General features: G+C 72.7%; 26 protein-coding genes. 12 read left to right on the top strand and 14 right to left on the bottom strand.

From position 1 onward, the window contains the following. The first annotated feature begins 79 nt into the window (after nucleotides 1-79). The 3 genes from ACGFW6_RS38815 to ACGFW6_RS38805 all read left to right on the top strand — a co-directional run bounded on the left by ACGFW6_RS38815 (nucleotide 80) and on the right by ACGFW6_RS38805 (nucleotide 5,023). Nucleotides 80-1,645: a von Willebrand factor type A domain-containing protein gene (locus ACGFW6_RS38815; protein WP_393520948.1), complete on the top strand. Its 1,566-nt coding sequence runs from the start codon at nucleotides 80-82 to the stop codon at nucleotides 1,643-1,645. 80 nt (nucleotides 1,646-1,725) lie between these two features. Further along, nucleotides 1,726-3,648 (top strand): AMP-dependent synthetase/ligase, encoded by a 1,923-nt coding sequence (locus tag ACGFW6_RS38810; RefSeq protein ID WP_393520946.1) that lies wholly within the window; start codon nucleotides 1,726-1,728, stop codon nucleotides 3,646-3,648. A 106-nt stretch (nucleotides 3,649-3,754) separates the two neighbouring features. Beyond that, entirely contained in the window at nucleotides 3,755-5,023 is a 1,269-nt protein-coding gene (locus ACGFW6_RS38805; RefSeq protein WP_393520944.1) for a glycoside hydrolase family 26 protein, read from the top strand. Here ACGFW6_RS38805 and ACGFW6_RS38800 read toward each other — a convergent pair. Genes ACGFW6_RS38800 through ACGFW6_RS38765 form a run of 8 tightly spaced genes read right to left on the bottom strand, consistent with a single transcriptional unit; the run spans nucleotide 4,986 to nucleotide 14,695 of the window. After that, the gene (locus ACGFW6_RS38800) at nucleotides 4,986-6,122 is read right to left on the bottom strand and encodes a GNAT family N-acetyltransferase (protein ID WP_393520942.1); all 1,137 of its coding nucleotides are present in this window, start codon (nucleotides 6,120-6,122) and stop codon (nucleotides 4,986-4,988) included. The two genes, ACGFW6_RS38805 and ACGFW6_RS38800, sit on opposite strands and share 38 nt — an antisense overlap. Further along, complete coding sequence (locus ACGFW6_RS38795; RefSeq protein ID WP_393520940.1) at nucleotides 6,119-6,784, bottom strand: lipopolysaccharide biosynthesis protein; 666 nt, start codon at nucleotides 6,782-6,784, stop codon at nucleotides 6,119-6,121. Before ACGFW6_RS38795 ends, ACGFW6_RS38800 begins: the two co-directional genes overlap by 4 nt. Continuing rightward, the gene (locus ACGFW6_RS38790; protein WP_393520938.1) at nucleotides 6,781-7,923 is read right to left on the bottom strand and encodes a glycosyltransferase; all 1,143 of its coding nucleotides are present in this window, start codon (nucleotides 7,921-7,923) and stop codon (nucleotides 6,781-6,783) included. The genes ACGFW6_RS38795 and ACGFW6_RS38790 overlap by 4 nt, the downstream gene beginning before the upstream one ends. Further along, entirely contained in the window at nucleotides 7,920-8,711 is a 792-nt protein-coding gene (locus ACGFW6_RS38785; protein WP_393520936.1) for a polysaccharide deacetylase family protein, read from the bottom strand. The genes ACGFW6_RS38790 and ACGFW6_RS38785 overlap by 4 nt, the downstream gene beginning before the upstream one ends. Continuing rightward, on the bottom strand, nucleotides 8,701-10,686 hold the full coding sequence (locus ACGFW6_RS38780; RefSeq protein WP_393520934.1) for a lipid II flippase MurJ: 1,986 nt from the start codon (nucleotides 10,684-10,686) through the stop codon (nucleotides 8,701-8,703). Before ACGFW6_RS38780 ends, ACGFW6_RS38785 begins: the two co-directional genes overlap by 11 nt. Further along, a complete protein-coding gene (locus ACGFW6_RS38775; protein WP_393520932.1) occupies nucleotides 10,683-12,080 on the bottom strand; it encodes an O-antigen ligase family protein in 1,398 nt (465 codons plus the stop codon). The genes ACGFW6_RS38780 and ACGFW6_RS38775 overlap by 4 nt, the downstream gene beginning before the upstream one ends. Before the next feature lie 6 nt (nucleotides 12,081-12,086). Beyond that, complete coding sequence (locus ACGFW6_RS38770; RefSeq protein WP_393520930.1) at nucleotides 12,087-13,559, bottom strand: exopolysaccharide biosynthesis polyprenyl glycosylphosphotransferase; 1,473 nt, start codon at nucleotides 13,557-13,559, stop codon at nucleotides 12,087-12,089. After that, entirely contained in the window at nucleotides 13,556-14,695 is a 1,140-nt protein-coding gene (locus ACGFW6_RS38765; protein ID WP_393520928.1) for a glycosyltransferase, read from the bottom strand. Before ACGFW6_RS38765 ends, ACGFW6_RS38770 begins: the two co-directional genes overlap by 4 nt. Nucleotides 14,696-15,045: 350 nt before the next feature. Between ACGFW6_RS38765 and ACGFW6_RS38760 the strand changes: the two genes are divergently transcribed. Together ACGFW6_RS38760 and ACGFW6_RS38755 are read left to right on the top strand one after the other, a co-directional pair. Continuing rightward, complete coding sequence (locus ACGFW6_RS38760) at nucleotides 15,046-15,750, top strand: hypothetical protein (protein ID WP_393520926.1); 705 nt, start codon at nucleotides 15,046-15,048, stop codon at nucleotides 15,748-15,750. Nucleotides 15,751-15,896: 146 nt separating this feature from the next. After that, the gene (locus ACGFW6_RS38755) at nucleotides 15,897-16,202 is read left to right on the top strand and encodes a hypothetical protein (RefSeq protein WP_393520924.1); all 306 of its coding nucleotides are present in this window, start codon (nucleotides 15,897-15,899) and stop codon (nucleotides 16,200-16,202) included. Between the two features lie 346 nt (nucleotides 16,203-16,548). On the opposite strand, the gene ACGFW6_RS38750 is transcribed toward ACGFW6_RS38755, so the two are convergent. The 4 genes from ACGFW6_RS38750 to ACGFW6_RS38735 all read right to left on the bottom strand — a co-directional run bounded on the left by ACGFW6_RS38750 (nucleotide 16,549) and on the right by ACGFW6_RS38735 (nucleotide 18,504). Further along, nucleotides 16,549-16,869, bottom strand: coding sequence for a hypothetical protein (locus tag ACGFW6_RS38750; RefSeq protein ID WP_393520922.1), 321 nt, complete (start codon nucleotides 16,867-16,869; stop codon nucleotides 16,549-16,551). A 63-nt stretch (nucleotides 16,870-16,932) separates the two neighbouring features. Continuing rightward, entirely contained in the window at nucleotides 16,933-17,253 is a 321-nt protein-coding gene (locus tag ACGFW6_RS38745; protein WP_393520920.1) for a hypothetical protein, read from the bottom strand. Between the two features lie 58 nt (nucleotides 17,254-17,311). Further along, complete coding sequence (locus ACGFW6_RS38740) at nucleotides 17,312-17,668, bottom strand: hypothetical protein (RefSeq protein ID WP_393520918.1); 357 nt, start codon at nucleotides 17,666-17,668, stop codon at nucleotides 17,312-17,314. Between the two features lie 443 nt (nucleotides 17,669-18,111). Further along, nucleotides 18,112-18,504, bottom strand: coding sequence for a hypothetical protein (locus ACGFW6_RS38735; RefSeq protein WP_393520916.1), 393 nt, complete (start codon nucleotides 18,502-18,504; stop codon nucleotides 18,112-18,114). A gap of 215 nt (nucleotides 18,505-18,719) precedes the next feature. Between ACGFW6_RS38735 and ACGFW6_RS38730 the strand changes: the two genes are divergently transcribed. The 5 genes from ACGFW6_RS38730 to ACGFW6_RS38710 all read left to right on the top strand — a co-directional run bounded on the left by ACGFW6_RS38730 (nucleotide 18,720) and on the right by ACGFW6_RS38710 (nucleotide 22,240). Further along, the gene (locus ACGFW6_RS38730) at nucleotides 18,720-19,466 is read left to right on the top strand and encodes a beta-glucanase (RefSeq protein ID WP_393520914.1); all 747 of its coding nucleotides are present in this window, start codon (nucleotides 18,720-18,722) and stop codon (nucleotides 19,464-19,466) included. Between the two features lie 104 nt (nucleotides 19,467-19,570). Then, nucleotides 19,571-20,161 (top strand): vitamin K epoxide reductase family protein, encoded by a 591-nt coding sequence (locus ACGFW6_RS38725; RefSeq protein ID WP_393520912.1) that lies wholly within the window; start codon nucleotides 19,571-19,573, stop codon nucleotides 20,159-20,161. Nucleotides 20,162-20,268: 107 nt separating this feature from the next. Beyond that, nucleotides 20,269-20,760, top strand: coding sequence for a tyrosinase family oxidase copper chaperone (locus ACGFW6_RS38720; RefSeq protein ID WP_393520911.1), 492 nt, complete (start codon nucleotides 20,269-20,271; stop codon nucleotides 20,758-20,760). Then, nucleotides 20,744-21,604, top strand: coding sequence for a tyrosinase family protein (locus tag ACGFW6_RS38715; protein WP_393520909.1), 861 nt, complete (start codon nucleotides 20,744-20,746; stop codon nucleotides 21,602-21,604). Before ACGFW6_RS38720 ends, ACGFW6_RS38715 begins: the two co-directional genes overlap by 17 nt. Before the next feature lie 48 nt (nucleotides 21,605-21,652). Then, nucleotides 21,653-22,240: a DUF2087 domain-containing protein gene (locus tag ACGFW6_RS38710; RefSeq protein ID WP_393520907.1), complete on the top strand. Its 588-nt coding sequence runs from the start codon at nucleotides 21,653-21,655 to the stop codon at nucleotides 22,238-22,240. A gap of 8 nt (nucleotides 22,241-22,248) precedes the next feature. Here ACGFW6_RS38710 and ACGFW6_RS38705 read toward each other — a convergent pair whose 3' ends face one another. Beyond that, nucleotides 22,249-23,208, bottom strand: a complete 960-nt coding sequence (locus tag ACGFW6_RS38705) for a D-2-hydroxyacid dehydrogenase family protein (protein ID WP_393520905.1) — start codon at nucleotides 23,206-23,208, stop codon at nucleotides 22,249-22,251. A 439-nt stretch (nucleotides 23,209-23,647) separates the two neighbouring features. On the opposite strand from ACGFW6_RS38705, the gene ACGFW6_RS38700 reads away from it, so the two are divergent. Together ACGFW6_RS38700 and ACGFW6_RS38695 are read left to right on the top strand one after the other, a co-directional pair. Then, entirely contained in the window at nucleotides 23,648-24,613 is a 966-nt protein-coding gene (locus ACGFW6_RS38700; RefSeq protein ID WP_393520904.1) for an NAD-dependent epimerase/dehydratase family protein, read from the top strand. 86 nt (nucleotides 24,614-24,699) lie between these two features. Further along, on the top strand, nucleotides 24,700-25,488 hold the full coding sequence (locus ACGFW6_RS38695; protein ID WP_393520902.1) for an SDR family oxidoreductase: 789 nt from the start codon (nucleotides 24,700-24,702) through the stop codon (nucleotides 25,486-25,488). 14 nt (nucleotides 25,489-25,502) lie between these two features. On the opposite strand, the gene ACGFW6_RS38690 is transcribed toward ACGFW6_RS38695, so the two are convergent. Beyond that, entirely contained in the window at nucleotides 25,503-26,360 is an 858-nt protein-coding gene (locus ACGFW6_RS38690) for a hypothetical protein (protein ID WP_393520900.1), read from the bottom strand. Between the last annotated feature and the right edge of the window lie 68 nt (nucleotides 26,361-26,428).

Raw genomic sequence — 26,428 nt, 5'->3', positions numbered from 1 at the left:
CTCCGTAGCGCACGTTCCGGCCCCCTGGCCCGTCACAGTCACAGAAAGTCGACGTCAACGGACCCAGGGGGCACGGAAGATGCAGCAACACCGGATACGAAGCCTGCGGGGAATCCTCGCGCTGACCGCGGCAGCCGGTCTGCTGCTCACCGGCTGCGGTGCGGGCGACGGCGACCACTCCTCCGCCGACAACAGCAGCTACCCCAGCGGCCGCCCGGCCCCCGCCCCCGGCCACACCGACGGCGGCAGTACCGGTGGCACCGGCGAGCAGAAGAACGGCGACGACTCCGGCGCGGAGTCCCGGGAGTTCGCGCCGGCCCCCGACCACCTCTCCACCTTCGCCCTGGACGTCGACACGGCCTCCTACGGCTACGCCCGCCGCACCCTCGCCGACGGCCGGCTGCCCGACCCCACGACGGTCCGCCCCGAGGAGTTCGTCAACAGCTTCCGCCAGGACTACGACCGTCCCGACGGCAACGGCTTCTCGGTCACCGTCGACGGCGCCCGCACCGACCGCGAGGACTGGTCCCTGGTCCGCGTGGGGCTCGCCACCCGGCCCGCCGCCGACCCCGGCGAGCGCCCGCCGGCCGCCCTGACCTTCGTCATCGACATCTCCGGCTCCATGGCCGAGCCCGGCCGCCTCGACCTCGCCAAGGAGTCCCTCGGCGTGATGACGGACCGGCTGCGCGACGACGACTCGGTCGCGATCGTCACCTTCAGCGACGAGGCGGAGCGGGTGCTGCCGATGACGCGTCTCGGCGAGGGCCGGGGCGAGGTCCACGACGCGATCGACGGCCTGGAACCCACGGACTCCACCAACCTCGGCGCGGGCGTGGAGACGGGCTACGAGACGGCCGTGGACGGACTGCGGGAGGGCGCCACGAACCGGGTGGTGCTGGTCTCCGACGCCCTGGCCAACACCGGCGACACCGACGCGGACACCATCCTCGAACGCATCGGCTCCGAGCGCCGCGAGCACGGCATCACCCTGTTCGGCGTGGGCGTCGGCAGCGACTACGGCGACGCCCTGATGGAACGCCTCGCCGACAAGGGCGACGGGCACACGGCCTACGTCTCGTCCTCCGAGGACGGCCGCGAGGTCTTCTGCGAGGACCTCCCGCGCAACATCGACCTCACCGCCCGCGACGCCAAGGCCCAGGTCGCCTTCGACCCGGCGACGGTCTCCGAGTTCCGGCTCATCGGCTACGACAACCGGCAGGTCGCCGACGAGGACTTCCGCGACGACAGTGTCGACGGCGGCGAGATCGGCCCCGGCCACACGGTGACGGCCCTGTACGCCGTGCGCACCGAGCCCGGCGCCGAGGGGCACCTCGCCACGGCGAGCGTCCGCTGGCTGGACCCGAGCACGCGGGCACCGCACGAGGAGTCCGGGCGGCTGGAGAGCGGGTCGCTCGGGGACTCCGTCTGGAGCGCGAGCTCTCGCTTCCAGGTCACGGCCACGGCCGCGTACTTCGCCGACGCGCTGCGACTCGGGGACGACCGCTGGAGCGCGCTGCCCGGCTCCCCGCACTTCGGTGAACTGGCCGAACACGCGGACGAGTTGGCGGACACCACCGAGGACAGGGACGTACGCGACCTGGCCGACGCGATCCGCCGGGCCGGCGACCTCACGGGCCGTGACTGAGCGCCGTCACAAGCATTGACCTTCAGCTACGCATGAGTAAGTTGACTCCCCAGTAAGTACGACGGGCACCGGGAGCCGGCATGGGCGTACGCAAGGATCTGAAGCGGGCGAAGCGGCGGAGCGATCTGATGGCGCGCGCCGGGGTCGAGATCGTCAAGGACGAGCAGGGCGTCGTCAGGGAGGCCCGTACCCCGCCGCTCGCCCCGCCGCCGGGCTCCGGCACCACCGCCGACCTCCCGTACGTCAACGCCGCCGAGGCCCCCGACGCCGTCGTCCTGCGCCGCAGGCAGGACGGTGACCCGACCTGGCGTCCCGTCACCGCCACGGCCTTCGCCCGGGACGTCACCGCCGTCGCCAAGGGACTGATCGCCGCCGGGCTCGAACCCGGCGGCCGGGTGGCCGTGATGTCACGCACCCGCTACGAGTGGACGGTCCTGGACTTCGCCATCTGGGCCGCCGGCGGCCAGACCGTCCCCGTCTACGCCACCTCCTCCGCCGACCAGGTCGAGTGGATCGTCCGCGACTCGGGCGCACGCCATGTCGTCACGGAGACGAAGGAGAACACCGAGACGGTCGCGGCCGGCACGGCGGGCCATGAACAGCGGCCGCGGGTATGGCAGTTGGACGGTGAGGACGCCCTCGGCGCCCTCACCGCCCTCGGACGGAACCTGCCCGACGAGGAGGTCACCGCACGCCGTGCCGCTCTCACCCCCGACACCGTCGCGACCGTCTGCTACACCTCCGGGACCACCGGGCGGCCCAAGGGCTGCGTCCTCACCCACGCCAACCTCCACGCGGAGGCCGCCAACACCGTCGAACTGCTGCACCCGATCTTCAAGGAGGTCACCCGCCGGACCGCCTCCACCCTGCTGTTCCTGCCCCTCGCCCACATCCTCGGCCGCAGCCTCCAGATCGCCTGCCTGATGGCCCGCATCGAGATCGGCCACTGCCCGAGCATCAAGCCCGACGAACTCCGCCCGGCGCTGAAGGAGTTCCGCCCCACCTTCCTCGTCGGTGTCCCGTACCTCTTCGAGAAGATCCACGACACCGGCCGCGCCACCGCCGAGAAGCTGGGCCGCGCCGCCTCCTTCGACCGCGCCGACCGCGTCGCCGTCCGCTTCGGCGAGGCCTACCTGCACAAGTTCCTCGGCACCGGCAAGGGCCCCGGCCTGTACGCCGCCTGGGCCCTGTACGACCTGCTGGTCTACCGCCGCGTCCGCAAGGAGCTCGGCGGCCGTATGAGCTACGCCATCAGCGGCGGCTCCCCGCTGGACCGCAACCTCAACCTGTTCTTCTACGCCGCCGGCATCCTCGTCTACGAGGGCTACGGCCTGACCGAGACGACGGCCGCCGCCACCATCGTCCCGCCCCTGAAGCCCCGCCCGGGCACCGTCGGCCGGCCCGTGCCCGGCACGGCCGTGCGGATCGCCGACGACGGGGAGGTCCTCATCAAGGGCGGCATCGTCTTCGGCTCGTACTGGAACAACCCCGCCGCCACCGACGCCGTCCTGCGGGACGACTGGTTCGCCACCGGCGACCTCGGCGCCCTCGACGAGGACGGCTACCTCACCATCACCGGACGCAAGAAGGACATCCTCGTCACCTCCGGCGGCAAGAACGTCTCCCCGGCCGTGCTGGAGGACCGGCTGCGCAGCCGCGCGCCGGTCGGGCAGTGCCTCGTCGTCGGCGACAACCGGCCCTTCATCGGCGCCCTCATCACCCTCGACCCGGAAGCCCTCACACACTGGCTCGCCGTCCGCAAGATGCCCGCGGACACCCCGCTGTCCCAGGTGATCGGCGACCCCCGGATGCGCGCCGACGTCCAGAAGGCCGTCGACTACGCCAACAAGGCCGTCTCCCGGGCCGAGTCGATCCGCGCGTTCGTCCTGGTCGAGGGCGAGTTCAGCGAGGACAACGGCATGCTCACCCCGTCCCTGAAGGTCAGACGGCACGCGGTGACCACGGCGTACGCCGCCGAGATCGAGACGCTGTACGGCAGCTGACGGCCCGTTCGGCCGCACTCCGATGGTGCGGCCGACGTGGATGTGACTACCTATCACTAAGTGAGAGGAGCGCACCGGAGCGCACCCGAGCGCCCGAGGAGGACGTATGGCCCCCGACCGTCGCAGGTCCGCCCCCAGAGGGCTGGCGTTCCTCACCGCCTCCGTGGTCGCCTCGGCGGCCCTCGCGCCCGGCACCGCCCTCGCGGCCGACGCCACCTCCCGGCCCGAACCGCGCCGCCCCGCGCCCACCGCGTCCCCGGCACCCCCCGGCGGCGCCCACTCACCCCAGGGAGCGCCCCCGCGCAGCCCCGCCTTCGGCGCCTTCCTGCACTACGGCCCCACCGGCGTCCGGCGCATGCAGGAGCTCAGCCGCTGGCTGGGCGGCCAGGAGCCGCGCGTGGGGCACACCTACCTGCCGGGCGACCTGTGGGACAACATCGAGGGCGCGCACGGCTTCCTCGACAGCTGGGCGAAGTGGCGGCGCGCCAAGGCCGACCGGATGCTCGTGCTGAACGTGCCGATGATGGAACGCAACGAGGCGCACCTCCCGGACAGGACCGTACGCAGACTGCTGCGGCGGGCCGCGGCCGGCGCCTTCGACGAGCACTTCGACGTGCTGGCCGAGCGGCTGGTCGCCCTCGGCGTTCCGGACACCGTCATCGTGCTCGGCTGGGAGATGAACGGCATCACCTACACCCACCGCTGCGGCCCCGACCCGGACAGCTGGAAGCAGTACTGGCGGCGCGTCGTGAAGGTCATGCGCTCGGTCGAGGGGCAGAGGTTCCGCTTCGACTTCGCCCCGAGCCGCGGCATGGACGCGATCCCCTGGCCCGAGTGCTACCCCGGCGACGACGTCGTCGACATCATCGGCATGGACGCCTACGACCAGCCGCAGGGGCTCGGCTTCGACGAGCAGGTCTCCGAGCCCTACGGCCTGCGGCACCACGTGGACTTCGCGCGCAAGCACGGCAAGCCGATCTCGTATCCCGAGTGGGGCCTGTTCCGCAACGGCGACAACATCAGGTACATGCTGCGCATGCTCGCCTGGATGGACGAGCACAAGCCGCTGTACAACACCATCACCGACTACTGCCCGCACGGCGTCTGGCTGTGCTCCGACAACCCCCGTGCCTCCGCCCTGTACCGCGTGCTGCTGTCCACCCCCTATCTGCCGCGGCCGAAGCCGGGACCGTCGGTCCCCGCCGAGCCGGACACGGACGCGAAGCCGGCACGCCAACCGGCGAAGCAGGCGACCCCGGCAGCCCTGCCCTCCGAGCTGCCGCAGTGCACACCGGTGGACCTGGAGAAGTGGCTGAAGCACCGGATCGGCGACTCGCTCACCGTGTGTCCTCGGCCGGCGGAGCGCCGTCGGTGACCGCTGCCGCGGAGTCCCCGCGCAGGACCTTCTTCGCCCGGCGCCGGGCGGCGTCCTCGGCGGCCGCCGCCGCCAGCAGCGGCAGGGTGCGCCGCCGCGCCAGCAGGAAACGCTGGTTGACGACCGTCTCGGGGCACCAGCGGTACTTGTAGGGCTCGTCGCCGCGCAGCAGGCTCAGCGACCGGCGCCCGTCGGTGGCCGCATGGTCGGCGGACGCCTGCAGCAGCATCGTCGCCACGTCCACCCGGCGCTGCCGCAGCTGCGGATGGAAGCCGTACATGTACATCCCCGCCAACGCCCCCGACAGCAGCGTGATGTTGACCGCCACCACCGAGCCGTCGAGCCGGAACTCCGACGTCGCGGCCTCACCGGTCCGGGTGAGCGGAGCCGCCGCCCGCACCAGATGCTCCAGGAACCGCGGCCGCAGGTGCTCGGTCGACACCTGCCGGCCCTCCCACTGGAGCCGGTGCAGTGCGAGGAGCCGGTTGAGCGCGGCCCCGGTCTCCTCGGGCTCCACGAAACGCGACTCGACACCGATCCGGCCGAGCTGGTTGATCTTGCTGCGGATCCGCCGGGCACGTCCCGTCGGCAACCGTCCGACCAGCTCCGCCATGGGCATCGCGGGCAGCTCCAGGCACAGGGAGTCGCGCACCCGGTGCCGCGGACCGCGCCAGCACAGGTAGACCTTCTCCATCGCGCCGCCCGGCCGCACCTCACGGAAGTCGACCAGTGCCGTACGGGCCAGCTCACCCAGCGCGCCGGCGAGCGCCCCGGCGGCCGGCGCGGCCACCGCCTCGTCGATGAGCACATCGCACAGGTCGGTGATGGCCCCGCCGATCGGCACCAGCGCCGGCAGCGGATGGTGCACCCGCATCATCGGAGCCGCCGCCACCAGCTCACCGCCCCTGCGCACCAGGACCAGCCGCAGCCGGCCCGCAGTGCCGTACGACAGCCACCACGAGTGCAGCCAGGCATGGCTCTGGAACGGCGTCGCCGACGGGCACGCCCGGTACAGCCGCGTCCACTCCCCGGCCAGCTCCGCGAACGCGCGCTCCTCGGTGCACACCTCCACCGAGAGCGCGCGGCCGGACGGCGTCACCCGAGCGTTCCGTGGGCGTCGGCGGCGTTGGCCGGACCGGGCACCGACGCCCGGCCCGGGTCGTCGTCGTCCTCGGTCCGCCGCGGCCGGACCAGCAGCGAGAGGCCGCCCAGCAGACCGCCGGCGCTCGCGCCCACGAGCGCGGTCAGCGCGGGCGAGGCGGACGACGGCTCGGTGGGCCGCGCGGCACGGGACAGGCGCTCCAGCTTGATGCCGGTGTCCTCCTTGGTGTGGTCCGCCTGCGTCAGCAGCGCACGCGACACGGCGTTGGCCATGTCCACCGCCTGACCGGGGCTCGTCGAGGTCGCCGAGACCGCGACCATCGGCGCGTCCGGGGAGGTCGCGACGTCGACGCTCTCGCGCAGCGTGGAGGCCGGCACACCCGCCCACACCTGCGCGTCGCCGAGCACCGCGAGCTGCTTGGCCACCCGGCCGTACGCCTGCGCGAAACCGAGCGCGTCGGTGCAGTCGGCGTCGGTCCTGCCGTTGGGCACGGCGACGACGGAACTCGTCGCCGTGTACTGCGGCGGCCGCAGCTGGCCGTAGGCGCCACCGGCGACGACACCGATCAGCGCGCCGGCCGGCAGCCACCACCACGACGGCAGCCGCCGCATCCGCGTACGGTCGAAGAGCTGGTCACGCCCAGCGGGGTTGTCTGTCATGAGGAACTCACTTCCAGGTTCGAGCCGGACAGAGCGGCCGTGTACAGATCCATCAGCTGTCGTGCGGTGGCCGCGATGTCGTAGTGGCGCACGGCGTCCGGGGCACGGCGTTCGCCCGGTCCCGCCGCCCGCAGCCGCAGCAGTTCGCGCGCGTACGCCCCGGCGCCGCCCGTGATCCGCCGCGCCCCGGGCGCCGCGCCCGGCGGCAGGTCCTCCACGGCCGGGCAGCTCGCGTACAGCACGGGCAGACCGGCCGCCAGCGCCTCCACCACGGCCAGCCCGAAGGACTCCTCCGGTGACGGCGAGGCGAGCACGTCCATCGCGGACAGCAGGTCGACCAGGTCGGGCGCCTCGTCGCGCGGGTCGGGCAGACAGGGCCGCTCACCCGTCATCAGGACCCGGTTCGAGACGCCCAGGTCCCGCGCGGTGCGCCGCAGCACGTCCTCCTCCGGCCCGCCGCCGACCAGCAACAGCCATACGTCGCCGGGCAGCAGCGCCAGCGCCCGCACCAGCAGGTCGAAACGCTTGCCCGGCGCCATGCGCCCCACCCCGCCGACCACGAACGCGCCCTCGGGCAGCCCGAGGAACGTCCGGGCCTCGGTGCGGCGCGCCGCGTCGTAGCGGAAGCGGGCCGCGTCGATGCCGTTCGGGATGACACGGATGCGCTGCCCGGGCACGCCCCAGTGCCGCAGCCGTTCGGCCACCGTCGGGGAGACGGCCACCGTGGTGTGGCCGAGGCGTTCGCCGGCCAGGTAGAGCCCGCGCAGGCCCGCGGTGTGCGGGCGGCCCTCCAGCCGGGTCGCGCCGATCGAGTGCTCGGTGGCGACGACGGTGCGGACCTTCGCGAGCCGGGCCGCGATCCGGCCGTACAGACAGGCCCGGTACAGGTGCGTGTGCACCAGGTCGTAGCCGCCGCCGCGGATCAGCCGGGTCAGGCGGGGCAGCGCGGCCAGGTCACGGTTGCCGGTCATGCCGAGGTGGGTGACGCTCACCCCGTCGGCGGCCAGCCCCTCGGCGACCGGGCCCGGGTTGGTCAGGGTCACCACGTCGCACTGCGCGGGCAGATGCCGCAGCAGCAGCCGCAGCTGCTGCTCGGCGCCGCCGACACCGAGGCCGGTGATGACGTGCAGGGCCTTCACACCGACTCCAGTGCCCGGCCGTAGACCCAGGCCAGCCGGCGCTTCAGCTCCAGCCGGATCGAGGAGTCCGCCTCGCCGATGTGGATGCGGGGCAGCGCGAAGTCGCCGGCGTCGGCGGGGCCGGGGGTGATCGCGCAGCCGTAGCGGTACCCGGCGCGGCGTACGGCGTCGACGGCCCGCTCGTCGAGGTGGCCGTACGGGTAGCAGAAGCCCTCGACGTCCTCGCCGGTGATGTGCGCGAGCCGGTAGCGGCTCTCCTCGACCTCGAGGTGCAGTTCGTCGTCGTGGGCCCGGGTCAGGTCGATGTGGGTCAGGCCGTGCGAGGCGATCTCCATCCCCGCGTCCACGGCGAAGCGGATGCCGTCCTCGTCGAGCAGGGCCTTGCGCGGGCCGCTCTGCTCCCAGGAGTTCTCGCCGCCGAGCAGCCCCGGCAGCGCGAACACGGTCGCGGTGAAGCCCCAGCGGTGCAGCACGGGCAGGGCGGTGGTGACGAAGTCGGTGTACCCGTCGTCGAAGGTGAGCCCCACCAGGCCGCGCTCCAGGCCGAGGGAGCGCGCGTCGAGCAGTTCCCGCACGCTCACCCCGCGCAGGCCGCGGGCGGCCATCCAGGCGAACTGCCGCTCCAGACGCCCGGGGGTGACGGTGATGTCGTACGGGTCCTCCGGGCAGTTCGAGACGGAGTGGTACATGGCCACCCAGGCGGCGGGCCGCCGGTTCGGGCGTCCCTCCGTGTCCGGGGCGGGGAGGGGTTCGGCCGCGGGTGGCGCGGCCGTGATGTCAGCGACCATGGCGGAGCCTTCGTGTGACGGAGCTACGGACGGATTGCGTGACGGGCAGCAGGAGGGAGCGGGCGCCGGACGCGTCGAGGACCCGGGCCAGCAGCAGGAAGACGACGGTCACGCTCAGACAGCAGGCGGCGACGGCGGCCGCGGGGGAGTCGAACTGCCGCGCGCACAGCAGCCCGGCGCCGGTGGCGCAGACGGCGGCGCGCACCGGCCGGGACAGTTCGGCGACGACCCGCCGCACGCTCACGGGCACGGCACGCGGCCCCAGCCCGAGCAGCAGGAGCAGGGCGGTGAGGGTGATGCCGGCGGCGTTGGCGGCGGCGATGCCGCGCGCGCCCCAGGGGTGCACGGCCCACAGGCCGGCCCCGGCGGTCACAAGCGCGCCCGCGCTCATCGCGCCCAGCGGGTACCAGGTGGTGCGGCCCGTGGAGAAGTACGACCGCACGAGCGCCCCCACCAGCGTCTGCCCGAGCAGCCCGAGTGCGTACACCCGCATGACGGCCGCGGTGGCGGCGGTGTCCTGCGCGGTGAACGCGCCGCGCTGGAACAGCAGTTGGACGATCTGCGGCGCCCCGGCCACGACGACGGCGGCGCCGGCCAGCACCAGGCAGGCCATCAGCGCCAGATCCCGCTCCACCCGCTCCGTCGCCCGCCGGGTGTCGCCCTCGGCGAGGGCCCGCGCCACCACCGGGAAGGTGACGACGCACACCATCATCGACAGCGACATCGGCAACTGGGCGACCTTCTGGGCGTAGTTGAGATGCGAGATCGACCCGGCGGGCAGCCCGGAGGCGAAGTACCGCTCGATGAGGACCTGCGACTGCCGGCACAGCGCGAACAGCAGCACCGCGCAGACCAGTCCGAACGCCACGGCCCGGCCGCCGTCCCCCTCGGGCGGGGACGCCTGTACGTCCACCCGGTCCGGCCGCCGCGCGAGACGCCGCCACAGCGGCGGCACCTGGACGACCGCCATGAGGCACCCGCCGAGCGCGACACCAAGCGCGGCGGCCTGGACGCCCCAGCGCGCGCCGAGGGCGAACATCGCGGTGATGATCGCGAGGTTGTAGGCGATGTAGATGGCGCCCGGCGCGAGATAGCTGCGGTGGGCGCGCAGGGCGGCGCTGAAGTAGCCGGCCAGTCCGAAGCTCAGCGCGCAGGTCGCGGTGAGCCGGGTGCAGGACACGGCCAGCGCCGGGTCGGCGAGGCCGGGCGCGAGGAGGGAGACCAGCAGCGGGGCGCCCGCCGCGAGCAGGGCAGCGGCACCGGCGAGGGTCAGGCACAGGCGCGGCAGTGAGGAGGCGACCAGCGCCCGGACGGGGTCGGGGGTGTCCGGCCCCTGCGCCGCCCGGCGCGCCAGCGCCACGCTGAACGCCGGCACCAGCACGAACGCCATGCCGTCCTCGATCAGCAGCGTGGACGCCATCTCCGGCACCGTCCAGGCCACCAGGAACGCGTCGCTCTCCGCACCGGCACCGAAGAGATGCGCCAGCGCCTGGTCCCGCCCGAGCCCGAGCAGGGCCCCGGCCATCGACAGCGCGGCGGACAGCAGGGTCGCCCGGGCGAGGAAGCGCCGGGTGGGGGCACCGGGCCGACGGGGCCTCGGGGGCCGGGGCGAAGCGGCGGGCGGGCGAGGGGACGTGACGGAGCGCGCCCGGGACGTCCCGGCGGTGGCCGGGAGAGCGGCGGCCGTCCGATCGGATCCGCCCTGAAGGGCGGGCAGCCCGTTCGCGGCGGCGGTGAGGTCGGGAACCTCCTCGGCGGGTCGGGGGGCGCGGACCCGGGCCCTCACGTCGTCGGTCAGGAGTGTGACAGCGGTGCGGTGGGCCCTCGCGTCAGCGGTCGGGTGTGTGGTGGCGGTGCTGTGGGTCCTGACGTCGTCGGTCGGGTGTGTGGTGGCGGTGCCGTCGGGCCTGACGTCAGCGGTCGGGTCGGGCGCGTGGGCGAGGGCGTCGCCGGGTGTCGCCGGGCCGGGGCTCATCGCGCTCCCGCCGCCGCGGCCGGCGTCGCTTCCGGGGCCGTGTCCGGGACCGGCGTCGGGACCGGGACCGCGGGCTCGCTGCGGGCCAGCCCCCACCAGGCGGCGAGGCCGAAGCTGATGGCCGTCAGGACCGTGGAGGGGCCGCCGATGTCGGCGTACAGGAAGTTGACGAGCTGCCACAGCAGCAGCCCGCAGACCGGCAGCGCGCAGTCCCGGGCCCGCCCGCCCCCGCGCCGCAGCCGGCGCAGCACGCACACGAGCAGCGCCAGCCAGCTGCCCGCGACCGTGACCAGGCCCAGCATGCCCTGCTCGCTCAGGATCAGCAGATACATGTTGTGCGGGGAAAGCAGCGGCTGACGCCGGTAGGCCTGGCCCGCCCCCTCCGTGTCGCTGCCCGAGGACAGCGCGAGCGAGGCATGGCCGTCCCGGTACGCCGGGAACGCCTTCAGGCCCACGCCGGCCACCGGGTGCTCGCGCCACATCCCGGCCGCCGCCGCCCACATGGTGTACCGGTCGACCACCGACTGGTCCGGCGCGTCGGTGACCTGCGTGATGCTGGTCAGCCGCTCCTGCAACGCCGTCGCGCCCACGCCGAGCCCGCCGACCAGCAGCACCGACGCCGCGACGGCCGCCGCGAGCACCTTCGCCGCCCGCCGCACCCCCGCCATCAGCAGCTGGACCCCGCAGGTCAGCGCCGTCGCGATCCAGGCGCCCCGGCTGAAGGACAGCGCGAGCGGCACCAGCAGGACCAGCGCGCACGCGGTCGCCACCAGCTGCTGCCGCCACTCCCGCGCCGCGAGCGCGAGCCCGGTCGCGGCCACCGCGCCGAGCGCGACGACGGTGGCCATGCCCATCACGTCGGACGGCCCGAACGTGCCCACCGCCCGGATGAAGGCCCCCTGATACGACGCCCCGGTCCCGGTGAGGTACTGCTTCACGCCGATCGCCCCCTGCCACAGGGCGAGTCCGACCAGCGACCACAGCAGCAGCCGGGCCCCCCGCCGGTCGCGCACCAGCAGCATCACGGCGACCGGAAAGAGCACGAACACCTGGAGATACCGGGCCAGTCCGGTGACCGCGTCGGCGGCGGTCACCGCGCCCGCCGCGGCGACCGTGATGCCCAGGACCGGCAGCCCGAACACGAGGGCCGCCGTGCGCGTCAGCGGTCGCCGCGCCCGCAGCACGGTGTCGACGACGGCCCACAGCACGACGAGCGCGGAGGCGGCGTCGGCCGGAGTGGCGGAACTGCCCGGCACGACCGACAGCCCCAGCAGGGCGACGACCGCCACGACCGGCAGCACGGACTGAACCGGCCGCAGCGAGCGGACCGCGCGCCGCACGGACGGCGACAGCTCGAGCGCCGTACGGGCGGGGGGCGTTGTGGACGTGCTCACCGGTGCTCAGCTCCCCGTCGGCCGTACGAACTGGGCCGCCGTGCGCAGCAGGATGCAGATGTCCTGCCACAGCGACCAGTTGTCGATGTAGGCGTTGTCGTAGCGGCACCGGTCCTCGATCGAGGTGTCACCACGCAGCCCGTTGATCTGCGCAAGTCCGGTGATCCCGGTCCGCATCCGGTGGCGGGCCGGGTAGCCGGGGTGGGCCTGGCTGAACTCGGCGACGAAGAAGGGCCGTTCGGGCCGGGGGCCGACCAGGCTCATGTCGCCGCGGAAGACGTTCCACAGCTGGAGCAGCTCGTCCAGCGAGGTGCGGCGCAGGAAGTGGCAGAAGCGGCTCATGTCCTGCTCGTTCGCCACGCTCCAGCGGGTCGCCGCCTCGTGCGCGCTGGCCGGCCGGTGGGTGCGCAGCTTCAGCATCGTGAACGGCCGCCCGTCCTTGCCGATCCGCTCCTGCCGGAACACCACGCCCGGCCCGTCCATGACCCGCAGCACCAGCGCGCAGGTCAGCAGGACCGGCGCGGCCAGCACCAGCAGCGCGCCGGAGAACAGCACGTCGAGCGCCCGCTTGCCCAGGCTGCCGTGCCGCCGCGCGCCCTGCGGCCGCAGCAACCTCCGGGAGAACCCGGCCAGATGACCGGCCCCCGGCCGCTGGCCGCCCGTGCCGTACGACGGTCCGTCCGCGTCCAGCTCCCACAGCGCGCAGCCGTGCGCGGCCAGCGCCCGCAGTACGGCCGCCTTCTCCACCCGGGTCGCGGCCCCCACCACCAGGACCGTGCGCACCCCGTTCCGCACGAGCGCCCGCCGCGCCTCCAGCGCGGTCGTCAGCACCGGCAGCCCCAGCTCCTCGTCGGCGTCGCCGAGGACCTCCGGGTCGTCGTCGACGAGGCCCACCGGCCGTACCCCGCACGCCGGTTGGCGCAGCAGCGCCGCCGAGACCCGCCGTGCCGCCGGGAGCGGGCCGACCACCAGGGCCGGACTGGGCCGCAGCCGCATCGCCCGCCGCCGCAGCGCGTGCACCGCCCCGCGCCCGGCGCAGGCGGCCGCGCAGTGCACGGCGACGGCGCCGGCCAGCACGGCCACCGGGGCCGACCGCAGCGGGGACAGCGCCACCACGGCGGCCCAGCCGACGGCGATCCGGCCGCAGACCGCGGGCAGTTCGTCGAGTACGCCGGTGACGGCGGAGGTGTCGTACAGGGAGCCCCGCCGGTTCAGCCACAGCACACCGAGCACGAGCAGGGCGACGACCAGCGGGTATCTGTGCGGCGCCGGCAGGACCAGAACTCCCAGCAGGGCCGCGCCGCCGTCGGCCGGCCACAGCGGGGTACGGAAGCTGCGGGCGGCCGGGCGCGGACGGCGCGGGCCCCGCCCGGCGCCGCCCCGGCGTCCGGCGGCCTGGCCGCGCGGGGCGAAGACGGACACGGCGCCCCGGGGGGCCTGCGGCCCCGCGGGCGAGGCGACAGTACTTTCCGCGGTCATGTGGTGATGCACTTTCTGCCCTCGTCGGATCCGGAGATCTGCGCGGTGGTGAGACCGAGCAACTCGCGGTACACGTCGGTCACCGCGTCCGTGGTCTGCCGCAGATCGTGCGCGTGGAGCACGTGGGAGCGGCCCTGCGCGCCGAGTGCCGAGCGCAGCGGCTCGTCCCGCAGCAGTGCCGTGAGCGCCCGCGCCAGCGCCCCGTGGTCCTCCGCCGGCACCAGACAGTCCGGCCGAAGGGCGGGCGGCAGGCTCTCGGCGGCCCCGTCCACGTCCGTGACGACGACCGGCCGGCCGCACGCCATGGCCTCCAGCGGCGCGAGCGCCATGCCCTCCCAGCGGGACGGCAGGACCACGACATCGGCGGTCCGGTACCAGCCGGCGACGTCCGGCGTACCGCCGGCGAACCGGACCGACGCGGGCGCCGAAGCGCGCAGCCGCCCCGCGTCCGGCCCGTCACCGACGAGCACCAGCCGTGCCCCGGGCACCTGCCGCTCCACCTCGGGCCAGGCCCGCAGCAGCACGTCCTGACCCTTCTGGCGGCACAGCCGTCCCACGCACACCACGAGCGGCCCGGCCCCGGACCGTGCGCTGTCGCCCTCCGGCCGGAACCGGTCGGTGTCGACGCCGTTGGGGACCACCTGCCAGCGGGCGGAGATGCCGGCCCGGTATCCGGTGCGCCGCTCGGCCTCGCTCACGCACAGCACCCGCTTCGCCCAGCGCGCCCCGAACCGCTCCCAGGCCAGCGCCAGCCGGGCGACGGACCCGTCGGCGGCCTCGAACGACCAGGCGTGCGGCTGGAACACGGTGGGCAGGGCGCCGCGCACCGCGAGCCGGGCGGCGAGTCCGGCCTTCGCGCTGTGCGCGTGCACCAGGTCCGGCCGCACGTTGTGCACCAGCCGCGCCAGCCGCCGCACCTCACCCGGGAGGCGGAGCCCCGGCGAGCGGGTGGCGTCCCAGCGCACGACCCGGCAGCCCAGCGCGCGTACGTCGTACGCCAGCGTGCCGCCTCTCGGACAGGCCACGGTCACCCGCAGCCCCGCGGTGAGTTGTGCCGCGGCCAGGTCCGTCACGACCCGCGCGACACCTCCCTCGACGGGCTGGGCGACATGCAGGATGTGCGGCGCGATGCGCATGACCGAGGCTGCCCTTCCGAAGAAATGAGTCCGAACCAGTAACACGATGTGTGGCTCGCGTTCCCGATATAAGATCCCGCGCCTGTTCGAGAGGGTCTGCGCTTCAACCGGCTTCGTGGGTTCAGCAGATAAGCAGTACCAGCCACTTATCCATATTTATCTTCAATCCGGTCAACAGTGTTGGAGCGGCGGCGTTCGCCGGGTTGTTTCGCGCGAGGGACCACCCATTCGGAGTCGTCGTCCGGTGTGGTTTTCAGAATGGTCTGTTCGGAGCGTCGAGCGGTTGCGGGCGCGCCGTGCGGGTTTAACGGTGATCGCACGATCCGAAAACTCGCTTCGAGGTGAACTCCATGCTTTCGACGACCCCCCGGCACCTGGCCACCTCCGCCCTGTGCGCGGCACTCCTGCTGGGCACGGCGGCCGCACCCGCGCTCGCCGCCCCGCCCGACTCCCCACGCTCCGCGGCCGAGCACCAGGCCCCGGCGCTGACCGGCCTCGGCACCGTACTGACCCCCGTGACCCAGCTGTTGAACAGGGCGCTCGACGCCGACGACGATCCGCTCACGAAGGCGGAGGAGAAGGAACTCGCGGACGCCGTCGCCGAGGCGCAGAAGGAGATCGACGCGGCCATGAAGGAGGCCGAACAGGCCCGCAAGGAGGCCGATCAGGCCAGGAAGGACGCCTTGGCCGAGGCGCAGAAGGAGATCGACGCGGCCCTGAAGGAGGTGGCGGAGGCCAAGAAGGAGGCGCTCGCCGAGGCGGCGGCGGCAACCTCGGAGGCCACGACCGGGACCACGGCTGAAGCCACGGCCGAGGCCACGGCCGGAACGTCGACCGTGGAGACCACTGAGGAGACCTCTCAGACCACGAACTTCACGTCGGACGCCCTCGGGGCTCTCGGCAAGACGCTCAGCGACCTGCTGAGCGCGCTCACGTCCCTCGGGGCCCAGGAGGAGACGGACACCGCCACGGCGACCGCCGCCGACGACGTCCTCAAGTCCCTCGTGAACGTCTCGGTCGCCACGCAACTCGACCGCGAACTGCCCGCCGCGTGAACTCCCGACCCGTTGTGCCGGCCCCCGTCGGCACAACGGGTCTTTTCGTATGAGTTCCTGGAACTTGAGGCGGCAGAGTTTCCCGGGAGGTCCCCCTCTCGTTAGCCCGGGAGAACGAGGACCGGTTTTACCTGGAAAGGAACACGATGAAGAACCTGAAGGCTGCTGCCGTTGTCGCCGGCTCGATTGCCATTGCCGGCGCCGCTGTCCCCGCCTCCGCGGTGGACATGTCGGGGCAGGGCCTCGTCGACAACGGTAAGACGGTCGCCCGTAGCCTCCCCACCGCCGCCAAGCTGCCGACCGGCTACGTGGGCAACAACGTGAAGCGCACGGCGGACAAGGTGAAGACCGGCGTGCAGGACTCGGGCATGGTGAAGACCCCCGTCTTCGGTGGGACGCTGCCCAACCCCGTCGACGGCCAGCTGCTCGGCGGACTGCCGCTCAACAGGTGAGTTCGCGGCTCATCGGCTCGGTGCTCGGGGCCGGCTCCGTATTCTTCGGAGCCGGCCCTTCGGCATGTCCGGCCCCGCGGAGATGACGGAGTGTGATTTTCGGCGGCCGTATTGGGCCGAACGGACGACTCAGGGTGACCGCGGGGTGGTGGTCGCGTTGGTCCCTATGAATGGGCGCTCTTTCCTCCTTGCCGGCGCTCTCGAAAAGACTGTGGGCCCTGTCCGCTCTCCGAGGCGGACAGGGCCCATGGCTTTTGCCCGGTGCACCCCGGGGACCGGACCTACCCGGGAACGCCGATGGCGGCCCACCGGGACTCCGGCGGACCGCCATCGGGCGAAGAGGTGATCAGAACAGGAGGCCCGCGACGTACGGGGACTTCTGCTGCTGGTCGACCTTGCCCGTGTTGCACGCGGCGTAGTGCGAGTTGGGCGCGATGGTGGCGGCCAGGACGGCACCGTTCGACCACGGCGCGATGCAACGGCCGTCGATGAGCGTGCCGTTCACGATGGCAAGCCCCTGCTGCGGGTCGTTCACGACGACCGGGGAAGCGGAGAAGCCGCTGCCGCCCTTGACGGTGGTGGTCTCGGTGTCGGCCGCGGCGGCGCCACCGGTCGCGAGGACAATGCCTGCGGCAATGGCGGAAACAGCCATAACCTTATTGCGCATGAGTTGAGCCTTTCCGGGCTGCGATGGGGGGGTTTACCTGCTCCGCATTACTCGGAGCAGGAGTCAGAACAGCAGTCCGCCCTTGTAGACGGCCTTCTGCTGCTGGTCGACCGTCGCCGTGTTGCAGGCGGCGTAGTGCGAGTTCGGCGCCGCGACGCCACCGAGGACGGCTCCGTTGGACCACGGGGCGACACAGCGGAGGTCGGCCACGGTGCCATTGACGATCACAAGGCCCTGCTGCGGGGCGTTCACGACGACCGGGGACGCCGAGAAGCCGCTGCCACCCTCGACCCGGGTGACGTTGGTGTCGGCCGCGGCGGTGCCGCCGGCCGCGAGGGCGATGCCCGCCGCGAGGGCGGAAATGGCCGTAACCTTGTTACGCATGGGATGCGCCTTTCGGGGCTGCTTTGGGGGATTCACCTGCTCATGCTCGGAGCGGTGCTCAGAACAGGAGGCCGCCGATGTACGGCGACTTCTGCTGCTGGTCGACCTTCTCCGTGTTGCAGGCGGCGTAGTGCGAGTTCGGCGCCGCGACGCCACCGAGGACGGCTCCGTTGGACCACGGGGCGATGCAGCGGCCGTCGACAACGGTGCCGTTGACGACGAGGACGCCTTGCTGCGGCTCGTTCACGACGACGGGGGACGCGGAGAAGCCGCTGCCGCCCTTGACCGTCGTGGTGGTTCCGCTGGTGCCGTTGCTGCTGCCGCCGTTGCCGTAGCCGCCCGCGGAGGCGATGCCGGCGGTGCTGACGACGGTGCTGAGGGCGAGGGCCGTGATGACCGCGAACTTCTTGGGCAACTCGGTTCCTTCCTGAATTCACGGTTGCGCACGCTTACGAAAAGGAAACCCGTATATGCACGCATAAGTCACGGTGGGAACATTCAAACATGGGCAGATTCCATCGGATGGCGCAACGTGGTGTGCCATGCGGCGGACGCAGCTTTCCGCTCATTCCTGAGCGGGCTCCGGGAAATGCCCGTCCGGTCCTGCCGAATAGATTCCGGGCGGCCCTGTCGGCCGACATGCGTCCGGCCCACCGGTGAGGGGAGGGCCGGTGGGCCGGACAGGGTTCACAGGTGCCGGTGGGCTCGTGGGCCCGCCACGCGCGGAGCTGGAACTGCGGGTCCGGATCCAGCGTCCGGGCCTGCCGACGAATTCCGGCCGCCGAGAACCGGATCAGAGATGTGGAATTCCGGGTCCGGCCTTCGCCGGTACGGCCGACTCGTAAGGATGCCGGGCCGTCACTTGTTGGGGAGCAGGGTGCCGAGACCGGCGGCGGTCGGCGCCTTCAGCGGGCGGACCTGAACGGAGCCGCTGCCGGCCGGGTTCTTCACCGGAATCGTGGGCTTCTTGGCCGCGTCCGGGTCCATGCCGTCCAGGTAGATGCCGGACACCGGGCTCGTGCTGTTCTTGTCGAACGCGCTGCCCTTGGCGACCCCGCCGTCACGGGCGAGCCGCGTCACGACATCGGCGGCCGGCACGACCGCAGGGGTCACCTTGGTCGGGGACATGAGCCCGAGGGGGCTGCTGGGGAGCCCCGAACCGCCGACGGCGGCCGACGCCGCGACAGCGGAACCGCCCACAAGACCCGCACCGATCGCCAACGCCGCAGTGGTGAAAACTGCCTTCTTCATGATTCACCTCACTTGAAAGTACCTCTGATCCGACGGTTGGAGAACATAGCAGTCCATCGGCACTGTAAAAGCGACGCGTTACTCCATACGCATGAAAGTCGCAGGGGTGAAGAATGCAATGTACAGAGGCATTCGGAGGGATTGACATCTGGTCCGCGAAATAATTCATCCTATGGTGCTTCCGGATCCACTGGACCACCTGCATGATCGGAAATATGAAATTCAGCGCTCTCCTCGACCTGTTCACCGGCGGCGACAAATTCACGGCACTCCGGACCCCGCCCGGATCGCTGATCTGGGCGGAGGAGTTCGACGCACCCCTCGCCTGGGGCGCCCGCTGGGTCGGCGACCGCACCAGCGCGTTCCGCTACTGCGACCACAACCCCGACGACAACAAGCTCGACTGGCTCGACCCCCGCTGTGTGACCGTCTCCGACGGCGTGGCCACCTTCACCGCGACCCCCGACGGCCGCACCCTGGAGAACGGCCGGCCGGCCTGGCGCACCGGACTGCTCACCACCGAGTACTCCGACGAGGACTTCCGGGTGCGGACCGGCGACCTCGTCGAGACCCGGGTCCGGCTGCCCTCCGGCACGGGGGCCTGGCCGGCGCTGTGGACCTGGAGCGACGGCGGCAATGAGGTCGACACCTTCGAGTACCACCCGGACAACCCGCACCTGCTGGAGCTGTCCAACCACGTCAACTGCGCGGCGACCTGCTTCACCGACGAGGGCGCGATCGCCCCGGGCCGGTGGGTGACCATCGGCACCCGCTACGGCGCACGGTGCGTCGAGTGGTTCGTCAACGGCGAGCGCGTCTTCGCCGACGACACCGGTGTCGGTCACGACTGGTCGGCGTATCTGATCCTGAACCTGTCGCTGAGCGCCGGTGAGCACCACCCGGCGCCCTGCGGCCCGGACCCGATCACCTTCGAGGTCGGCCATCTGCGCGTCTACCGCTGACCGCGCCGCCCGGATCCCCCGTTCGGGCGGAGGGCCCGTGCGCCCTCGGCCGGTCGGGTGAGCGCGGGCCCGGACGTGCTTCGGGCCGCGGATAAGGTCGCGCGGTGGTCCCTAACTCACGTGCCGGCGGCAGCCGGGCGTTCGCCCTGCTCCTGGTGGTCTGCGGGGCGGCCGGACTGGTGGCCTCCTGGGTCATCACCCTCGACAAGTTCAAGCTGCTGGAGGACCCCGACTTCACCCCCGGCTGCAGTCTGAACCCGGTGGTGTCCTGCGGCAGCGTGATGGAGAGCGACCAGGCCGAGGCCTTCGGGTTCCCCAACCCGATGCTCGGCCTGGTGGCCTACGGCATCGTGATCTGCGTCGGGGTGAGCCTGCTGGCCGGGGTCACCTTCCCGCGCTGGTACTGGCTGACCTTCGCGGCAGGCTGCCTCTTCGGGGTCGGGTTCGTCTCCTGGCTCCAGTTCGAGTCGCTGTACCGGATCAACGCCCTGTGCCTGTGGTGCTGTCTGGCCTGGCTCGGGACGATCCCGCTCTTCTGGTACGTGACGTCCCTCGTCGTGCGGGCCGGCTTCCTGCCCGCTCCGCGTTTCGTGCGGTCCTTCTTCGAGGAGTTCACATGGGTGCTGCCGGTGCTGCACATCGGCATCGTCGGCATGCTGATCCTGACCCGTTGGTGGGACTTCTGGACAAGCTGACCATTGCTGCACCCGGGGCGACACGGCCGTACGGACGCCTCGGTGCTGACGGCTCGGCGCCCGGAACTGCTACTCGTACGAACACCGAACCGTACGAGGAGTGAGCGATGGCCGTCAGCACAGGTGGGGTTTCGGTGGGCGGGGTCCCGGGCTCGGGCGCCCCCGCGGGCAGCGGATCACGGACGTGGACACGGCGGGACGCGGCGCGGCTGCTGCTGGCCTCCTCCGCCGTCGCGCTCGCCCCCGTCATCACCGCCTCCCGGCCCTCGCGGTCCGCCGACCGGCCCCCCGGCGGCGGTCCCTTCGACGAGACCTATCGGGGCCGCCGTATCCAGGGCAGTCCGGTCTCGCACGGCCTCAGCGCCCTCGACATCGCCTGGCACGTCACCGTGGACGGAGAGCCGCTGCACCTGATGCGCCGGGCCGACGGCACCTGGCTGAGCATGGTCGACCACTACAGCTGGTACGGGACCCCGCTGGAGGCGACCCGTGCGGCCGTCGACGAGCTCGGTCCCCGTGAGCGGTTGCGTCATCTGGCTCCCGGTCCGCTCGGCGGCGGACACCCGCACAGGGAGGCACAGCATGGTGTACGTGCGTAAGAACGTGAGCAAGCTGACGCGCACCGAGCGCAGGCGGTTCGTCGAGGCGCTGCTGACGGTCAAACGGCGGGGCGAGTACGACGAGTTCGTACGGCTGCACATCGCGCACTTCGTCGGGGACGGCGACCGGGGCCTGCGCGCCGCCCACATGACGCCCTCCTTCCTGCCCTGGCACCGCAGGTTCCTGCTGGACCTGGAGGAGGCCCTGCGCCGCGTCGACGACTCGGTGACGGTGCCGTACTGGGACTGGACGAAGGACCGCAGGACCAACGCGCTGCCGTGGACCGACGATCTGCTCGGCGGCAACGGTCGGCCCGGCGACCGGCGGGTGATGACCGGGCCGTTCGCCCACGCGGCGGGCAACTGGACCATCAGGGCGAGCGTCACCGCGGGCAACTTCCTCACCCGGGACCTGGGCCGCTCCCGCAGCCCGATCGGCCTGCCCACCAAGGGCGACCTGAAGCAGGCGCTGGACGACCCGGTGTACGACGTCGCGCCCTGGAACTCCACGGTGAGCAGGGGCTTCCGCAACAAGCTGGAGGGGTGGGGCCGCGGCCCCGACTCCTGGCGCAACCACAACCGGGTGCACCGCTGGGTCGGGGGCGCCATGCTGGGCGGTGCCTCCGTCAACGACCCCGTCTTCTGGCTGCACCACGCCTTCCTGGACATGCAGTGGACCCGCTGGCAGCAGCGCCATCGCAACCACCGCTACCTGCCGGACAAGCCGCCCGGCCGCGGCAGCGACCAGTACCGGCGGATCGTCGCCCGGCACGAGCGGCTGCCGCCGTGGGACGTCACCCCGGACGATCTGGAGGACGTGTCCCGGATCTACCGGTACGCGTAGGAAAAAATCGTTCCGCGCCCACCGCCCGGGTCGATTAGCCTCCGCGTCATGGCAACCGATCCCACGGAACAACTGGCCGGGCTGTTCGCCGAGGAGAGCCGGGTGCGTGCCTTCGCCGCGGTGGCGCTCGGCGCGGGAAGCGCCGAGGAGGTCGCCCGGGCGGCGGGACTGTCCCCGAAGGACACGGCGCTGGCACTGCTGCGGCTGGGCGAGCAGGGCGTGGTGAGCACGGGGAACGACGGGGAACTGGGCGTCGCCTACGGCCTGTTCAGGCAGTACGCGCGCACCGCGGCGCAGCGCGAGGCCGACGCCCGCGCCGCCGACGGCCCCGACTCCGGTGACGCACGGACCGACATCGTGCTGCGTACCTTCGTCCGGGACGGGCGGCTGGTCCGCCTCCCGGCACGGTGGACCCGTAAGAAGCTGGTCCTGCGGTACATCGCCGAGCAGACCTTCGAGCCGGGCGTCGAGTACCCCGAGCGCACCGTCGACGAGCGGCTGCGCGGCTGGTGCGAGGACAGCGACGAGATCGACCATGTGACGCTCCGGCGCTACCTGGTGGACCTGCACCATCTGCGCCGGAGCGAAGGCGTCTACCACCGGCCCGCCGACTCCGCGCGGTGCGAGAGCGCCTGACCCGGACGTCAGGGCAGTCGGCGCACCGGTTTCCCCGCGAGGTAGGCCTGGATGTCCTCCACCGCCTGGCCGTAGTACGTCGCGTAGTTGTCCTGCGAGACATAGCCGAGGTGCGGGGTGGCCAGCAGCCGGGGCGCCGTGCGCATCGGATGGCCGACGGGCAGCGGCTCGACGTCGAAGACGTCCACTCCCGCGCCCGCGATACGGCCCTCGTGCAGGGCGGCCAGCAGCGCGTCCTGGTCGACGATCGCGGCGCGTGAGGTGTTGATCAGATACGCCGTCGGTTTGAGCAGGGCCAGTTCGGGGGCGCCGAGCAGTCCGCGGGTGCGGTCGCTCAGGGCGAGGTGGACGGAGACGAAGTCGCTCTCGGCGAGCAACTCCTCCTTGGAGGCCGCCAGTCGGACGCCCACCTCGTCGGCGTACTCCTTGGTGAGGTTCTGGCTCCACGCGCTGACGTGCATGCCGAAGGCGAGGCCGACATGGGCGACCCGGCTGCCGATCTTGCCCAGGCCGAGCAGGCCCAGCCGGCGGCCGTGCAGGTCGGCACCGACCGTGCTCTGCCAGGGGCCGCCGGAGCGCAGCGCGTCGCTCTCCTGGACGAGGCCGCGGGCGAGGCCCAGCAGCAGGGCCCAGGTGAGTTCGACGGGCGGCGTGGAGGAACTCGCCGTGCCGCAGACGGTGACGCCGTGCGCCTCGGCGGCGGCGTAGTCGATGACCGAGTTGCGCATGCCGGAGGCGATCAGCAGCCGCAGCCGGGGGAGCCGGGCCATCAGTGAGGCGGGGAAGGCGACGCGTTCCCGCAAGGTGACGACGATGTCGAAGTCGGCGAGCACTGCGGCCAGCGCGTCCTCGTCGGGGAAGTGCGTGGTGAAGGGGACGACCTCCACGTCGTCCGCGAGCGGGGACCAGTCGGCGGACGTGGTCGCCGCGTTCTGGAAGTCGTCGAGCACAGCACAGCGCAGCCGCACGGTGGTTCCTTTCCATGGCCGGGTCGGACGACCGGACGGGAACGACTGTACGGAGGCGGGGCGGGTGGGGCTGATTCAGCCTGGGCGTGGCTTGGGAGGAGGGCGGGCCGGCCGGGTCGGACGGGTTGTCACCGGGGTGCCGGGGGCCCGCGTGTCCGACCCTCCTTGTGCGCTGTCCGAGTGTGCGGTCTTCAGGACGGCGCTGAGGTCGTCTGCGACCCGCGACCCGCGACCCGCGACCCGCGACCCGCGACCCGCGTACCGTGACGGTCGCGGGGGCGGGGCCCGGGCCGTTCCGCCTTCGGCTCCTACGGCCCCTTCGACCCTTACGGCCTGTAGAGCGCCCGCGGCGTGTCCGGCACCGAGCGCTGACCGTGACGCGTCGAACCGTCGGCAGTGGACTGTCGGCAGTGGGCCACCGGCCGTGGACCGTCGGCAGTTGTCCGAGACGGAGGGACTCACTTTGGCGTCACGCATCCTCGTCACCGGGGGAAGCGGCTTCATCGGCGGGCATGTGCTCACGGCTCTGCGGGAGCGGGGGAGTGGCGCGCCGTACCGGGTCCGGCTGCTGCTGCGTGATCCCGCGCGTCTGCCGGCGGGGGCGGCCTCGGGGGCGGACGTCGTGCGGGGGGACCTCGCCGACCCGGAGTCGCTGCGCGGGGTCTGCGACGGCGTCGACGTCGTCCTGCACTGCGCCTCCCACGTCGGCGACGACGAGCGGCGTACCGAGACCGTCAACGACCACGGCACGCGGGCGCTGGTCGAGGAGGCGGCACGCGCCGGTGTCGGCCGGATCGTGCAGGTGAGCACGGCCGCCGTGTACGGCCGCGGGCCCTTCGCCGGAGCGCTGCCGGGGGAGTTGCCGCTCGCGCCGACCTCGCCGACCAGCCGTTCCCGGGCCGCCGCCGAGCGGCATGTGCTCGACGCCGGCGGGGTCGTGCTGCGCCCGCACTTCGTGCTCGGGGTCGGCGACCGCTGGGTGGTGCCGGGGCTCGCCGCGCTGCTGGGCCTGCTGTCGGCGGGACTCGAGGACTGCGCGGCCCGGCATTCCGTGGTCGACGTACGGGCGTTGGGGCACGCGGTGGTAGCCGCCGGGCTGTCGGAGCGCGACCTCGCGGGGGTGCATCACGTCAACCATCCCCGGCCGGTGAACTGTTCGGAACTGCTCGACACGGTGGCCGGCCGGCTCGGCCTGCACCTGCCGGGTACCGCCATGGACATCGACGAGGCGCGGGCCCGGCTCGCCGGACAGCCGCGCGCACTGCACCACCTCGGCGTGGTCGCCGTGGATCACTGGTTCGCGGACGACGGCTTCTGGACGGGCGCCGGCGTCGATCCCGGAGCGGGGTTCGCGGAGATTCTGGCCGAACACGCCGCGTGGTACCGCCAGTTCCTGGCGCGCTGACCCGGTGCTCCTCCGTCCAACCCGACATCCGATTCCATACTCGATTCGGTTTCCCCTTTCTCGACACACAAGGTCTTCGTGAACACGTGAACACCCCATGCGCACTGACGGACAAGATCGCACTGGTCACCGGAGCCGGCCGGGGGATCGGCAGAGGCATCGCCGAGCGGCTCGCCGCCGACGGGGCGCTGGTCGGCGTGCACTACGGGTGCAGTGAGGCCGCCGCGGTGGACGTCGTCGCCGGCATACGCGACAGAGGCGGCCGGGCCTTCCCGGTCGGGGCGGAGCTCGGCGTGCCCGGTGACGTGGACGCCGTCTTCGCGGCCTTCGACGCCGGGGTGCGGGAACAGACACGGGCGGCGGGCGATGCCGAGAGCCCGCTCGACATCCTGGTGAACAACGCGGGCGTGAGCGGCTCGGGGCCGATCGGGCAGGCTGACCCGGAGGTCTTCGACCGCATGATCGCCGTGAACGCCAAGGCGCCCTTCTTCCTGGTGAAGGGAGCGCTGGCGCGGATGCGGGACGGCGGACGGGTCGTCAACATCTCGTCGCTCGCCTCACGACGCGCTTTCCCGGAGTCCGTCGCGTACGCCATGTCCAAGGGGGCGCTGGACACGATGACCCTGTGTCTGGCGAAGGAACTCGCCGGCCGCGGGATCACCGTGAACACCGTCGGGCCCGGGTTCATCGAGACGGACATGAACGCCCGCCGCCGGGCGACCCCCGAGGCGCGGGCCGCGCTGGCCGCGCGCTCCGTCTTCGACCGCATCGGCCACCCTTCCGACGTGGCGGACGTGGTCGCGTTCCTCGCCTCCGACGCCTCCCGGTGGATCACCGGCCAGTACCTCGACGTCAGCGGCGGCACCGATCTGTGACGGTGTCCTGGGCCTCAGGGTGCCGATGGGCTGCCGGGCGGTGCGACGTGGCCCGTGCGCGGGCCTGGCGCGGAGGGCTGTGCCGGCCGCGGCACGGGTGGCGGGGGAGGGGGAGGCGGGGTCGTCCGGCCCTGCGGCCCGGCGGGGTCGTCGTCCTCCAGTTCACCGCGCAGGGCGGCGATCACGAAGCCGGTCATACAGGCGAGGAGGATCAGCGCGATCGGGCCCCAGATCGCCGGTATCGCCCACATCGGCCAGTCGTTCCCCGACTGCGCCCAGAGTGTCAGCAGGGCGGCGCCGCCGATGGCCAGGCCGTGCCACCGCACCACGGTCGCGGCGGCCGCGTGACGCCGGTTCCGCCGGGCGACAAGGGCCCACACGCCGCCCGCGACGGCAGTCAGGCCGATCGGGATGCAGGCGAGCGCGCCGCCCAGCCGGTCCGCGGACCAGCCCACCGGGCCGACGGAGGTCTGCTGCACACGGCCGCCGGTGTCCCGTACCTCGACGAGCTGCCCGTGCCAGATCACGCCGACGACCTTGTCGTCCCGCTCCATCTCGGAGAACACGGGGCCGCTGTTGCGGAACGTCACGTACCAGGGCTCGCCGACGGGCGGTACCAGTACGGCTTCCGGCGACCTGTGCTTGCCACGGCGGTTCTTCTCAGCACTCCGGACCGTGAACTCCTGCTCCCACAGGCACCCCGACGCCTTCACGGGGACGGACGCGCACGCCGGAGCCGCGCGGAACGCGCGCTCCCGTTCCAGCGCCCCGCCGACCTGAAAGCTCATCGCCACTCCGACGACGAGCGCCACGACACCGATCAGCAGCCACATCCACAGCCGCACCGCCTTGTGGCCCGAGGTCTCCGCCACCCTCACCCCCTCCCCGGCCCGGCGCGCTCGTACGGCCGACGGCACCCACCCTGAACAGCAAAAACGCC

The sequence above is a fragment of the Streptomyces sp. Y7 genome, from assembly GCF_043195415.1.
Classification (GTDB): domain Bacteria; phylum Actinomycetota; class Actinomycetes; order Streptomycetales; family Streptomycetaceae; genus Streptomyces.
Note: the sequence above shows the minus strand (reverse complement) of the source record. Positions and strands in the feature narration are given on the sequence as shown.